Source organism: Pseudorhodoferax sp. Leaf267, from assembly GCF_001422405.1.
Lineage (GTDB): Bacteria > Pseudomonadota > Gammaproteobacteria > Burkholderiales > Burkholderiaceae_C > Pseudorhodoferax.
Genome location: NZ_LMMV01000001.1, coordinates 1,249,310 through 1,262,190 on the forward strand (window position 1 = coordinate 1,249,310; position 12,881 = coordinate 1,262,190).

The 12,881-nt window shown below is 66.8% G+C and carries 11 protein-coding genes, 1 pseudogene and 1 other annotated feature; of the genes and pseudogenes, 7 read left to right on the forward strand and 5 right to left on the reverse strand.

Going from position 1 to position 12,881, the window contains the following annotated elements; all coding sequences use genetic code 11:
- Positions 1 to 3 precede the first annotated feature (3 nt).
- The 3 genes from ASF43_RS05555 to ASF43_RS05565 are packed head-to-tail and all read right to left on the reverse strand — an operon-like array spanning position 4 to position 2,871.
- Positions 4 to 747 carry an SDR family NAD(P)-dependent oxidoreductase gene (locus ASF43_RS05555; RefSeq protein WP_056177487.1) on the reverse strand — a complete coding sequence of 248 codons (744 nt, stop codon included), beginning with the start codon at positions 745 to 747 and terminating at the stop codon, positions 4 to 6.
- A gap of 41 nt (positions 748 to 788) precedes the next feature.
- Entirely contained in the window at positions 789 to 1,640 is an 852-nt protein-coding gene (locus tag ASF43_RS05560) for a MaoC family dehydratase N-terminal domain-containing protein (protein WP_056177489.1), read from the reverse strand.
- Between the two features lie 16 nt (positions 1,641 to 1,656).
- Positions 1,657 to 2,871, reverse strand: coding sequence for an ABC transporter substrate-binding protein (locus ASF43_RS05565; protein WP_056177491.1), 1,215 nt, complete (start codon positions 2,869 to 2,871; stop codon positions 1,657 to 1,659).
- Positions 2,872 to 3,055: 184 nt separating this feature from the next.
- On the opposite strand from ASF43_RS05565, the gene ASF43_RS05570 reads away from it, so the two are divergent.
- The 3 genes from ASF43_RS05570 (at position 3,056) to ASF43_RS05580 (ending at position 6,329) form a co-directional block, all read left to right on the forward strand.
- Positions 3,056 to 4,282 (forward strand): CaiB/BaiF CoA-transferase family protein, encoded by a 1,227-nt coding sequence (locus ASF43_RS05570; protein WP_056177493.1) that lies wholly within the window; start codon positions 3,056 to 3,058, stop codon positions 4,280 to 4,282.
- Between the two features lie 28 nt (positions 4,283 to 4,310).
- Positions 4,311 to 4,844, forward strand: coding sequence for a DUF2889 domain-containing protein (locus ASF43_RS05575; RefSeq protein WP_056177494.1), 534 nt, complete (start codon positions 4,311 to 4,313; stop codon positions 4,842 to 4,844).
- Positions 4,845 to 5,375: 531 nt separating this feature from the next.
- Positions 5,376 to 6,329 (forward strand): tripartite tricarboxylate transporter substrate binding protein, encoded by a 954-nt coding sequence (locus ASF43_RS05580; RefSeq protein WP_056177496.1) that lies wholly within the window; start codon positions 5,376 to 5,378, stop codon positions 6,327 to 6,329.
- Between the two features lie 336 nt (positions 6,330 to 6,665).
- On the opposite strand, the gene ASF43_RS32170 is transcribed toward ASF43_RS05580, so the two are convergent.
- Together ASF43_RS32170 and ASF43_RS30410 are read right to left on the reverse strand one after the other, a co-directional pair.
- Positions 6,666 to 6,851: a hypothetical protein gene (locus tag ASF43_RS32170; RefSeq protein WP_369803240.1), complete on the reverse strand. Its 186-nt coding sequence runs from the start codon at positions 6,849 to 6,851 to the stop codon at positions 6,666 to 6,668.
- Entirely contained in the window at positions 6,764 to 7,141 is a 378-nt protein-coding gene (locus ASF43_RS30410) for an ATP-binding protein (RefSeq protein ID WP_162241763.1), read from the reverse strand. Before ASF43_RS30410 ends, ASF43_RS32170 begins: the two co-directional genes overlap by 88 nt.
- Between ASF43_RS30410 and ASF43_RS29665 the strand changes: the two are divergent.
- The 4 genes and pseudogenes from ASF43_RS29665 to ASF43_RS05605 form a co-directional block, all read left to right on the forward strand.
- Positions 7,140 to 7,867, forward strand: a pseudogene (locus tag ASF43_RS29665) (IS3 family transposase); the annotation flags it as partial. The gene ASF43_RS30410 and the pseudogene ASF43_RS29665 sit on opposite strands and share 2 nt — an antisense overlap.
- Positions 7,418 to 7,534: a sequence feature (AL1L pseudoknot), on the forward strand. Its footprint overlaps the pseudogene before it by 117 nt.
- A 1,183-nt stretch (positions 7,868 to 9,050) precedes the next feature.
- Positions 9,051 to 11,285 carry a catalase gene (locus ASF43_RS05595; RefSeq protein WP_156373143.1) on the forward strand — a complete coding sequence of 745 codons (2,235 nt, stop codon included), beginning with the start codon at positions 9,051 to 9,053 and terminating at the stop codon, positions 11,283 to 11,285.
- Between the two features lie 4 nt (positions 11,286 to 11,289).
- Entirely contained in the window at positions 11,290 to 11,625 is a 336-nt protein-coding gene (locus tag ASF43_RS05600; protein WP_056177500.1) for a hypothetical protein, read from the forward strand.
- Positions 11,622 to 12,404: a DUF2243 domain-containing protein gene (locus ASF43_RS05605; protein ID WP_056177502.1), complete on the forward strand. Its 783-nt coding sequence runs from the start codon at positions 11,622 to 11,624 to the stop codon at positions 12,402 to 12,404. The genes ASF43_RS05600 and ASF43_RS05605 overlap by 4 nt, the downstream gene beginning before the upstream one ends.
- Positions 12,405 to 12,881 lie beyond the last annotated feature (477 nt).

Sequence of the window (12,881 nt, forward strand, 5' to 3'; positions counted from 1 at the left end):
TGCTCAGTCCATCCACATGCCGCCGCTGATGTCCAGCGACGTGCCGGTGATCCAATTGGACGCCGGTGAACACAAGAAGAGGGCAGCCTGCGCGATGTCCTGGGCGTTGCCGTAACGACCCAGCGGCACTGTGCCGTTGGCGGACGGGGCGGCCTGGCCCGTCACGTTGGCCCACATGGCCGTTTCCACCGGCCCTGGGGCCAGCGTGTTGGCGTAGACGCCGTGCGGCGCGCCGGCCTTGGCGATCCAGCGCATCATGCCGTGCACGGCGGCCTTGGAGGCCACGTACGCGGGACCCGAGGCCACGCCACCGTTCTTGGCGGCGATGGAGCCGGCCGCCAGGATCTTGCCGAATCCTTGAGCGCACATCAACGGGAACAACTTGCGCGTGGGATTGACGACGCCGCGCACGTTGACCGACAGGATGGCGTCCCATTCGTCATCGCTGCTGTCGGCCAGGGGCGTGCGCGCGATGATGCCCGCGCACAGCACGAGGATGTCGACCTTGCCGTATTCGGCCACGATGCCGTCCACGAGCCGGTCAGTCGCTGGGCGCGATGTCACGTCGTATTGCCGGTAGTGGATGCCGTCGCCGACGTCCTCGTGTTCGGCCCGGTCGGTCGCGATGACGGTGGCGCCGGCACCGTGGAAGGCCTGCGCGATGGCGCGGCCCATGCCGCCCGCGCCGCCCGTGATCAGCGCGACCTGGCCTTGCAGGCTCGCCGGCCCACTCAGATGCTGTGCCATGGGTGATGTCTCCTGTGGATGGGTTGTCGATGCGTTGGGGATCAGCGGAAGGCGGCCGTGGCTGACATGGCCAATTCACCGTCGGGTCCGCGCGCCCAGAGGGCCAGCGTCCCGTCGGGCTCGTCGCGGCCCTCCAGACGGAAGGTGCGGCCCACGAACAGCGGGCTGACCCCGCGAAAGTCGAAGCGCTCCAACGCGCGGCCACCACCCTGCGCCACGGCCAGTTGCTGCAACAGCGTCGCGGTGAGCGGGCCGTGCACCACGAGCCCTGGGTAGCCCTCTTCGTGCTGCGCGTAGGGTTGGTCGTAATGGATGCGGTGGCCGTTGAAGGTCAGCGCGGAATAGCGAAACAGCAAGGTGGTGTCGGGCTGCACCTCGTGGCCCCATTGCGCGACCGCGTCGTGCCGGGCCGGCGTGGGCGCAGACTGTCCGGGCGGCGTTGCTTCGCGGTACACGATGTCTTGCTCTTCCACGATGCAAAGCCGGTCGTTGCACAAAGTCTGGTGCTCGACCGTCACGAACCACAGCGCGCCGCGCTTGCCGGTCTTGTTCTCGACCTTTTGGATCAGGCTGCGCCGTGTCGCCTGAGCATCGACCGGGAGGTCGGCCAGGTAGCGCAGGCGGCTTCCGGCCCACATGCGACGTGGCAGCTCGATCGGGGGCAGGAACCCTCCGCGTTGCGGATGACCATCCAAGCCCAGTCCACTGCGGCGCACGGCGGGATTGAAGTAAAGCCATTGCCAACCTGGCGGCAGGGGCTCGCCCGGTTGCGGCGCGGCCGGCAGGTCCAGCGTGGCGGCCATGGCCTCGGCCGTGCTGGCGAGCAGGCGCTGGCTGCGTTCTTCCTCACGTCCGATCCAGCCGGCGAAAGGGTTCTGGGTGGTTTCGCTCATGGTGGTGGCTTCCGGTTCAACCCAGCTTGGCGTCGAAGACGTCGGCCGGGAAAGGTTGGAAGTCGCGCACCAGCTTGAAGCTGCCGTCGGACTGCGCCTGGATGATCCCTTCTTGCCGTGCGCCTCGGTGGTCGCCCGCCTTGTAGCTGACGTTGCGGGCCCCGCCGACGGTGGCATTCGTCATGGTCTCCATCACGTCCACCAGGTTGGCGCGCGTGAGCGGCTTGCCGCTGGCCAGCAGCATCTGGAAGCCCTTCACGAACAGGGCGCCGTTGCTCCATCCGTTCAGGCCGAAGACGCCGATGGGGTCGTTCGGGTAGTGCTTGGCGACGTTGTCGCGGTAGGCCTTGACCTCGGCGTCTTCCGCTCCGGCCGGCATCAGCCAGGACGAGAAGTAGGTGCCGTCCAGCAGCGGGCCCGCCAGCTTGCGCGTGGTGGGATCGGCCGTGAAGAACGGCGCCATCCATTTGGGGCTGTAGCCGGAGCGCTCGGCCGCCTTCAGCGCCGAAGCCAGGTTGGCATTCGAGCCGAACAGGATCACGACATCGGCTTTGGCGTTGGCCAGGCGGCGCACATGCGGGGTGAAGTCGGTGTTGCGCACCTCGAACGGAATCGATTCGGCCGCCTCTTTCTTCAGCGTGGCCAGGTGAAGGTCGAAGCCGCGCTTGCCGGAACGGCCCAGCTCGTCGTTCTCCCACAGCAGGCCGACGCGCGTGGCCTTCAGTTCTTTCAGCGCGTAGGCCAGGTTGGACGCGGCGGACCAACCGTAGTCGGGCAAGAGCGGGAACACCAGGCGTTCGGAGAACAGGGCCGTGGCGCCCCCGATGGGGCCGATCATCGGCAGGCCGACCTCCTTGGCATAGGGAATCACAGCGACCGATTGCGCCGTCCCGGTGGCGGCGGCGAGCGCGAAGATCTTGTTCTCCTCGACCAGCCGGCGTGTGACGGCCACGCTGCGCGCCGGCTCGTAGCCGTCGTCGTAAGTCACGAAGTTGATCTTCCAGCCATCGCCGAGCTGATTGGTCTCATTGGCCCACTTGAAGCAGGCATCGGCGGCGTGCGTGAGGGTCGTATAGAACGGCACGGGACCGGTGATGGGGCTGAACGCACCCACCGTCACCGTCTTGTTCGCCAAGTCGATGCCAGGCGAAGCCTGCTGGGCCCATACCAAGCCGGGCAAGGACGCCGCAGCCGCCGCCGCGCCGCCTGCCAACATAGTTCTTCTCTGCATGGTTGCCTCCTGGAAATCGCAAGTGCCAAACACAAATGATGCAAAACGCACAATGCATTCTATAAGAGCAACATCGCAAAGAAGTTGCAGGGTTTTCCCTTGTCTTCACAGGAAGATCAACCCAAAGTAGGCTCCGACCCGGCAATTCACATCGACAAACAATGCATTCTTTAAGGAATTGAAAATGTCTGCACCGCTTTCCGGCCGCCGTGTCATCGAGATCGGCACCATGCTGGCCGCGCCTTTCGCCAGCCACATCCTTTCGCAGCTCGGCGCCGAGGTGATCAAGGTTGAGCCCCCCGCTGGCGACCCGACGCGCAGCCTGGTGCGGGGCGGCCCGAGCGGCACCTTCATCGCCTACAGCCACGGCAAAAAAAGCGTGTGCATTGACCTGTCCAAGTCGGAGGGACGTTCTGCCCTGCACACGTTGCTGGCCAGCGCCGATGCACTGGTGCACAACCTGGCGCCCAAGGCCGCGCGCAAGCTGGGGGTCGGCCGCGAGGACTGCGCGGCCATCAACCCAAACCTGGTGTATTGCCACATCCGAGGCTACGCAGCAGGACCACAAGAGGACGATCTGGCGTCCAATCCCGTAGCCGAGGCCGCCACGGGAGTGATGGAGGGCAACCGCATTCAGGGTCGCCCAAGCCGGCTCGGGCCGTCGTACCACGACCAGTTTGCGGGTGCGTACGCGGTGATTGGCGTGCTGGCCTCTCTGCTGCAGGCCAGGTCGGGCGCGGCCGAACGCCACGTGGAAGTGGGCCTGTACGAAACCGGGCTGCACGTTGCAGCGCGCGATCTCGTTGGCGTGCAACTCAAGACCCAGCTGCTGGGGCGCCCCGAACGCGAACCCCATGGTGAGTTCAGCATGCCGGGCTACGGCGCCTACCTGACGGCAGACGAGCGCTGGCTGTACCTGCTGATGCTGACCGATGGGCATTGGCTGAAGTTCTGCGAGGCGATGGATCTGCCGGAAGCGAGAGACCCCGCGCTGGCCAAACTGCGGGAGCGCAAGAAGGCGCGCGAGCAGGTGGAAGGGTTGGTGAAACAAGCGATCGGCGCGCTAACCTTCGACGTCGCCATGTCGCGCCTGAAAACGGCGGGCGTGGGCTGCACCGAGGTGCTGCCGATTGAGCGGGTGCTGGAAGCGCCGCAAGCACACACGCCCGGCAAGCTGCGCCAGGTGGCCTTCCGCGGCCTGCAGTTCGAAGTGCCCGAGTTCCCGCGACAAGGCGCCGACCGCGATGGCGTCGCCACCCTTGCGCCAGCCGCGCTCGGCGAGCACACCTTGCAGGTGCTTGAACAAGCCGGCATGTCGGCCGCGGAGTGCGCAGCCCTCGTCGCGTCCGGAGCCGTGTGCACCGACAATCCGGACAGCTTTGCCTGGGCGCCCGTGCGCCAGGAAGCCTGACTCACGCGGCGCAGGCCGCCAGCTCACGATGAAACGCGAAGAACTGCACCACCGCCAGATCGACCTGCGGTTTTACCGGCGTGGCGATGGCCACTACGAGGTGGTCGGCCGCCTGCTCGACACGAAGAGCCACCCGTTCCGCCGCCAGCTGGCGGCGGGCGACACGCCACCTGGCACACCCATCCACGACATCGCCGTGCACCTGGTCATCGACGAGGACATGCTCGTGCACGACGCCTTCGCGTCCATGGAGGCCACGCCGTTCACCGTGTGCCCAGGTGCGACCGGCACCCTAGCCCCGCTCAAGGGCCTGTCTCTGCGCAACGGCTGGAATCGCCAGGTCCGTGAGCTGCTGGGGGGCGCGGCCTCGTGCACGCACATCGTGGAATTGCTGGGGCCGATGGCGACGACCGCCTTCCAGGGGCTGGCCCCCAAGCGCTTGGCCGAAATCAACTTGCCCGGCAGTGAAGCCCAGCGCCTTGCGAAAGTCGACAGCTGCTATGCCTACGCAGGCGAGCGTGAAGTCGTCGCGCAACTGTGGCCGCACCTGCACAGGCCCTGAACGCCACTGCAGAGCCTTGGCGCCTTGGGCGCAAAAAATTTCAATCGATGAAATCGGCTGGGGTTAGCCCGTAGCGGCAGAGCACCGCAAGATCTTGAAATGCATTCTGCATTGATGGCGCACATGTAGCGCCATCGGAAAGGAATGCCATGCCCACTCCCGTCTTCAGATGCGCTGCGCAACAGCTTCGTGACCTCGCGGCCCTAACTGTGCTGGCTTGCAGCGCATTCGCCGCGCACGCCCAGGCCGAGCCTGCCTGCTACATCGTGAACCAGATCCTGCAGCGTTTGGGCGCCCATGACAGGCAGTTCGCATGCGGTTCAGCAGACAACCGCGACTCGACGCTCTCCGAGTCGCGGCCACGCGCAGGCGCGACAGGACCTGTCGCACCACGCGTCGTGGGTCGCTGAACGTTCCCCCTCGCTGACGCCAGCGTTGCGCCCAGCCTTCCATCCATCAGGAGACTTCACCATGCCCGCTCGCTACCCCTGTACCGTGCCGCCCACGACACCAACCCCCACGCGACGACGCGTGCTGCGCTGGACAGGCGCTGCCGCCGCCATGTCCTGTCTGCCCGCTTGGAGCGCCGGTAACTACCCGAACCGCCCGATCAAGATCGTCGTGCCGGTGGCGGCCGGTGGTGGCACGGACTTCGCCGCACGTCTGCTGGCCGACAAGCTGGGGCCAGCGCTGGGTCAGCCGGTCATCGTGGAAAACCGTCCAGGCGGCGCGGGCAACCTTGGCGCCCAACTGGTGGCGGAATCGACGCCAGACGGCTACACGCTGGTCATGCCGATCACCTCGTTCCCTATCAATCCCAGCCTGTACAAGCTCGGCTTCGACACGGTCAAGGACTTCGCACCGGTCGTGCTGGTCGGCACGCTGCCATTGGTGTTGGTAGTGCACCCGAGCGTTGCAGCGCGCGACGTGAAGGAGCTCATTCAGTTGGCAAAGACTGCGCCCCAGTCCGTCACGTTTGCCAACTCCGGCACCGGCACCACCGCGCATCTGGCCGGCGAACTGTTCAACCACATGGCCGGCACGCGCATGCTGGGCGTTCCCTACAAAGGCGGCGGCCCCGCGATGTCCGACCTGCTAGGCGGCCACGTGCAGGTGTACTTCTCTACCATTCCGGCGGCGCTGCCACACATCCAGGCCGGCAAGGTGCGAGCGCTGGCCGTCACCGGCACAGCGCGTCTGCCGGATCTGCCGCAGATCCCCACGGTCGATGCATCGGGGTTGCCGGGCTTCGAAGTCACGGCGTGGTTTGGCCTGTTCGCGCCAGGCCGAACCCCGCCTGCCGTCATCCAGCGCTTGCACAGCGAGCTGGCGCACATTCTGGCCATGCCCGATGTGCAACAACGCTTGGCGAACCACGGCGTGATCCCGGGGGGCGGCACACCAGAAAGCTTGCGAGATTTCCTGGCGGCCGACATGGCCAAGTGGAGCCGCGTCGTGCAAGTGGCTGGGGTCCAAGTGCAATAACGATCAGTCGTATCCATCAGCGCCGCGGCTCTGCACTCATGTCCCTGTCCGATTGACGCGCTGCGAACGCGACAGATGTTGGGCCACAGTAGATCGCTGGCCCGCGCAGTTGTCGTGCTAGTCCGATGGCCGCATCTTCGCGAAGCCTCTGTATCAGCAAGCGCGGAAGCGGCCATTGACAGTTGCCCGCTTATGGCCGGGAGCGGGTCCACGCGGTCGGCAGTTGCGCGCCCGTGGCAGTCTGTCTCCGCAAGCCGCTGAGCGACGATTGCCGGCTCCCAGCACGGGTCGCCCGCCGAAGCACACCGCGACGGATGTAGCCAGCTCCGGCATCCGTCAATACCCCAGGGCCTCACCGCGCGCGATGCTTGCCCTGGCATCGACCGGCAAATCCAGTCCAAAAACTGTGCCCTCTTCGTCCGAGCGCAACAGCTTCAGCTGACCACAATGGCCATGTGCGACCGACCGCGCGAAAGCCAGGCCGATGCCCCATCCGGCTTGGTTGCTGGACTTTCCACCCATTCCCCGCGCAAATGGCGCAAAGATCGTTTCGCGGTCTGAGGAGTCGATGGACTTCCCTGGTTTTCCACGGTCAGGTCCACGTGCTTGTCCGTGATTCTGGTGATGCGGCATAAGATCGGACTCGCAGGTAGCCCGTACTTGGCGGCGTTCAGCGTGAGGTTCTCGATGACGCGGTAGATGGCGTCACGGTCCCACCAGCCTGTCGCTGTTCCCTCCCATGCGAGGCGCCCGCCCAGGACTGAATCGCCCCGGTTTCGAGGAGGCTTCAACTCTTGAGAAGATGAAGCCATGAACAAGTCGAACAAGTTCTCACCCGAGGTCCGTGAGCGCGCGGTGAGGATGGTGCAAGAGCACCGTGGGGAGTACCCGTCATTGTGGGCGGCCATCGAGTCCATTGCGCCCAAGATCGGCTGCGTGCCGCAGACGCTGCTGCAATGGGTCAAGCGTGTCGAGGTCGACAGCGGCGTGCGTGAAGGCGTCACCACCAGCGAGGCGCAGCGGGTCAAAGATTTGGAGCGCGAGGTCAAGGAGCTGCGCCGGGCCAACGAGATCCTGAAGCTGGCCAGCGCGTTTTTCGCCCAGGCGGAGCTCGACCGCCGACTCAAGTCGTAAATGACTTCATCGACGAGCACCGCGATACCTTCGGGGTCGAGCCGATCTGCAAAGTTTTGCAGGTCGCCCCTTCGGGCTATCGCCGGCATGCGGCGCTGCTGCGCGAGCCGGGCAAGCGCTGCGCAAGAGCGCGTCGCGATGAAGCCCTGCTACCGCAGATCGAACGCGTCTGGCAGGACAACTTGCAGGTCTACGGAGCCGACAAGGTCTGGCGACAGCTGGCCCGCGAGGGGACAGTGGTGGCCCGCTGCACGGTCGAGCGGTTGATGCGTCGCCAGGGCCTGCGCGGCGTGATGCGCGGCAAGGTAGTGCGCACCACGATCAGCGACGCCAAGGCACCATGCCCGCTGGATCGGGTCAACCGGCAGTTCCACGCGGAGCGTCCCAATCATGTTTACAGCTCTGGCGATGACGAGGCGGCATTGCCTTGACATTGACGGTGCCACCAACGCGCCGATCAAACGTTCAAGTGCCGCACGGAGCGCCCACCGCACGGTTAAGTCCCTCTCACCACTGCGGCAGTCGATACCACGAGCTCAAACTTCCGCAACGGGTGCAGATCGCCATTTCGCTAGCTGCGCTTGCATCCGTTCGCACGATGTTGCGGCGAGCTGTCGTTGATGGACCGGTTCCGGTCGTACAGCGGACCGACGTGCTTTTCGGATGTGAATGGCGAATTTCACGAGCATCCGTCGCTCAGCCCAGAAGGTCTGAGGTCAGCTGCCAGTCTGGATCGGCAGTTTGATGCTCTCACTGACAGTCGGCTGGTGGCCGGGAGTGGGTCTACATGGGCCAGCGGCTTTGCGCACATTGCAGCCTCAGTTCCAAAGAATTCGTGCAAGCGGCTCAGTGCAAAGGCACCCTTTCCGAAGACGCTCGGGCCGCCACGCGTCGGCCTTTTACCGTCGCGTGGTCTTGTCGCTCGGCTTGGAGGTGAGGGCTCTGCAACCGCATCCGCCGGTCATCAAGCTGCTGCTCGCCGGTCACGACGGCTCACAACGGCCCACGACGAGCCTTCCGGCCACCGCCCCGCATGGCCCGTCGCGCCTTGATGGCGTTAACTACGGTCGGCTCGAAAGGCGGCCCCCAGCGCAGCTGGCGCTTGGCCGACATCGCAGCATCTTCAGCGCGCTAGTGCCAGAGCCGTACCGCCTCTTCGTCGCGGTGCCTCACAAACTGGGCGTCCATTACAACGCGGTCCACCGCCGACAAAAATCCTGAACACCGCGCCCGGTTCCGGGACTTCCGTGCGGAAGCTGCTGGGATTGCTGCGCGCAAACACACAGGGGGGAGCTACAGCAATGTGACGCGGTGTCGTCGGGCGCTAGGGCGCCGTGTGCCGCCGCTCGCGCGCGACCCAGGTCAGTCAACATGGCTGCCCCGTTCGCTCGCTTGTGCGTGGGACAAGCGCCCGCTGATGTCTGCGCCTTGTCCCACGCATCGGATCGTCGTGCAGGCCAACCATCCCATTCGCACCGCAGCTTGCTTCTGGGCCTGCATCGATTTGGTCCGCGCACCCCGCTACGTGGCCAGACGCCATCGTGCCAGACGGATGTGCACCACCCCTCAATCCCCTGAAAGTTTCCCATGAACGATGACAAGCAAAGCCCTGCAGGCACGGTTGAGCCCTCCCGCAGGCGATTTCTCGGCACGGCCGGCATCACCACCGCCGGGGCGGCCGTCGCGCCCCTGCTGATGGGCGCCGCCGCGCAGAACGCGCCCAACGCCCCCGCTGCCGCGGCCGTCAAGGCCGTGGACAAGGCGGCCGACTTGGCGACCGAAACCTCCGTGGACACGGGGCAGCTGCTCACGAGCAACCAGGGCCTAAAGATCTCCGACAACCAGAACTCGCTCAAGGCAGGCCGCCGCGGCCCGACCCTGCTCGAAGACCAGCTGCTGCGCGAGAAGATCACCGCCTTCGACCACGAGCGCATTCCCGAGCGCGTGGTGCATGCGCGCGGCGCTGCCGCCCATGGCGTGTTCCGCGTCTACGCGCCGCAGGACAGCCTGACCAAGGCGAAATTCCTCAACGACACCGCCCTCACCACCCCGGTGTTCGTGCGCTTCTCCACCGTCTCGGGCTCGCGCGGCTCGGCCGACACGGCGCGCGACGTGCGCGGCTTCGCGACCAAGTTCTACACGCAGGAAGGCAACTACGACCTGGTGGGCAACAACATCCCGGTGTTCTTCATCCAGGACGCCATCAAGTTCCCCGACCTCGTGCACGCCGCCAAGCCCGAGGCCGACCGCGAGATCCCCCAGGCCTCGATCGCGCACGACACCTTCTGGGACTTCATCTCGCTGATGCCGGAGTCCACGCACATGGTCATGTGGATCATGTCGGACCGGGCCATCCCGCGCTCCTACCGCATGATGGAGGGCTTCGGCGTGCACAGCTTCCGCATGATCAATGCGCAGGGCGTGAGCCGCTTCGTCAAGTTCCACTGGAAGCCGCTCGCCGGTGTGCACGGACTGGCCTGGGACGAGGCGCAGAAGCTGGCCGGCAAGGACCCCGACTTCCACCGCCGCGACCTGGCCGATGCGATTGACGCCGGCCACTTCCCCGAATGGGAGCTGGGCGTGCAGGTGGTCGAGGAAGCCGACGCGACGCGCTTTGGCTTCGACCTGCTGGACGCGACCAAGCTGATCCCGGAAGAGCTGGTGCCGGTGCGCCCCATCGGCAAGATGCAGCTCAACCGCAACCCCGACAACTACTTCGCCGAGACCGAGCAGGTGGCCTTTCACACCGGCAACCTGGTGCCCGGCATCGATGTGTCCGACGACCCGCTGCTGCAGGGCCGCATGTTCTCGTACCTGGACACGCAGCTCACGCGGCTGGGCGGGCCCAACTTCCATGAGATCCCGATCAACCGGCCGGTCTGCCCCATGCACAACATGAACCGCGACGGCTTCCATCGCCAGACGATTGCCAAGGGCCGCATCAACTACGAGCCCAGCTCCATCGACGCGCCGCCGATCCGCGAGGTGCCAGCATCGCAAGGCGGCTTCGCGAGCTTCCCCGAGGCCGTGAACGGCCCCAAGGTGCGGCACCGCTCCGAGACCTTCGCCGACCACTATTCGCAGGCCACGCTGTTCTGGCAGAGCCAGACACCAGTGGAACAGCAGCACATCGTGCAGGCGCTGCAGTTCGAGCTGGCCAAGGTCGCCGTGGCGGCAGTGCGCGTGCGCATGCTGTCCAACCTGGTCAACGTGGACCGCGAGCTGGCCGGGCGCGTGGCCCAGGTGCTGGGCATCCCGGTGCCGCCCGCCAGCGTGCGCGTGGGCGACAAGCGCTACCCGCCGTCGCCTAAGCTCAGCATGATCGCGCGCGGCAACCCTACCGGCATCGCCAGCCGGCAGGTGGCCTTCCTCGCGGCCGATGGTGTCGACGTGGCCAGCCTGCAGGCCATGAAGGCCGCCTTGATCAAGGGCGGTGCGGCGGTGAAGGTGCTGTCGACGCGGCTGGGCACGCTGAAGGGCGCCGCGGGCGACAGCCTGCCGGTCGACCACCTCATCGTCACCATGCCCTCGGTGGTGTTCGATGCCGTGTGCGTGTTCGGCGGCGCGGGCAACGTGGCGCAGCTCAAGGCCAGCGGCGACGCCGTGCACTTCGTGCGTGAGGCGTTCAAGCATGCCAAGCCCGTGGCCGGCTTGGCCGAAGGCCGCGACTTCCTGACTGCCGCCGGCGTGCTGGCAGGCGCGGCCCCGGCGGCCGGCGTCTCCGTCGGCGCCGAGCTGCCCGCTGTCATGGCCAGCTTCATGGCCGACCTGGGCGCGCACCGCCGCTGGGACCGCGTGGCGCCGAACGCCATGGCGGCCTGAGCCCATGGACCGCAAGACGCCCACGCGATCGCCGAGCCCGGCCAGCACCGGCAGCGCCGCCGCCCCGCGCCCGGTGGTGGAGCCGGGGGCCGTCGGCCCCGGCGCCACGCATGCGGTGGTGGACGGCGAGGTCGCGCCGCGGCTTCCGCATGAACGCGACGAGTCGTCCGACAGCGGCACCGGCGAGCCCAGCGAACGCATGCACCAGGCCGCGCGCGATGTGGCGCACGGCCATGTCGATGTGCCGCGCGGGCCGGCCACGCAGCGCTACTACAGCGAACTGACCGAAGAGGCCCAGGAACAGGGCAAGACCGACACCGAGCCGGGCAGCAGCCCATGAAGCCCTCGCCGGGCCGCTCGGCCGCCTTGCTGGGCCTGTCGCTCGGCTGCTTCTTCGACGGCATCCTGTTGCACCAGGTCCTGCAGTGGCATCACCTGCTCAGCGACGTGCGGCTGGCGGCGCTGCAGGACATGCGCATGCAGATGCTAGCGGACGGCCTATTCCACCTGCTGATGTACGTCGTCGCCGGCGTGGCCTTGGTGGGCCTGTGGCGCGCGCGCCATGCGCTGCAGGAAGGCCCGGGTGCAGCACGTCGTCTCGGCGGCGCGGCGCTGGCCGGCTTCGGCGGCTGGCACATCCTGGATGCCGTGCTGTCGCACTGGCTGACCGGCATCCACCGCGTGCGCGGCGATGCGGCCGACCCCTTGTTCTGGGACCTGCTGTGGTTCGCCGTATTCGGCCTGCTGCCGCTGGCGATTGGCCTGTGGCTGCGGCGCGGCGCTCCGCCCGGCGCCGGCCCTGGCCGTTTGGCCGCGCATGGGGCGCGGGCGATGGTGGGGGCGCTGGTCGTCGTCACGCTGGGCGCAGCCACCATGGCAGCGACCTGGCCTGCGGGAGATCAACCATCGCTGGTGGTGTTCGGCCCCGGCATCCACGGTGCCGAGGCCTTCAACGCCGTGGCCCAGGTCGACGCACGCGTGCTGTGGGCCGACCGCAGCGGCGACGTCTGGCTCGTGCAGTTGCCAGCCGGTGACACCGCCTGGCGGCTGGTGCGCAGCGGCGCCTGGCTGGTGGGGGGATCGTGGGCCGGTTGGGGCTGCGCGAACTGGACCCGGTAGACCAGGCGAACGCAACAGCCAGCGCGGATCTTGGTTGGTTTGCGGATGCTGGTCGCCCTGCAGGTTGGACGGCACGGAGTCGTCGTGCTCGGCAGACGCCGCGTCGTTCGCCTTGTCCTACATGCGCTCGTGTGAAGCGGCGCCGTTGTTGGGTTCGCCAAGCGCGTTTTTGCGCTTGCTGAACGCACCGGCCGCGCCGGCATTGCTCAACCCGCCATCGGTCATCCGGCGTGTTCAACTGCCTGTGAGATGGCTGTAACGCATCGTCATCTCGCCAAGGTTTACAGGTGGTATTGCCCACGTCTTGAGCGTGCGCTCTCGGCCGCCGAAGGCGTTGGACGCCCTTCACCAGCGCCGTACGCGCCTGCCCTGATGCTGTGCGTGGCGCCGACGCCGTCTCGTCGCCTCGCATGGGATTTGTCCAGCACGGCGTACAGCAGCGGCGTCGCGATGTCCGCAAGCACTCAAGTGGGTGCA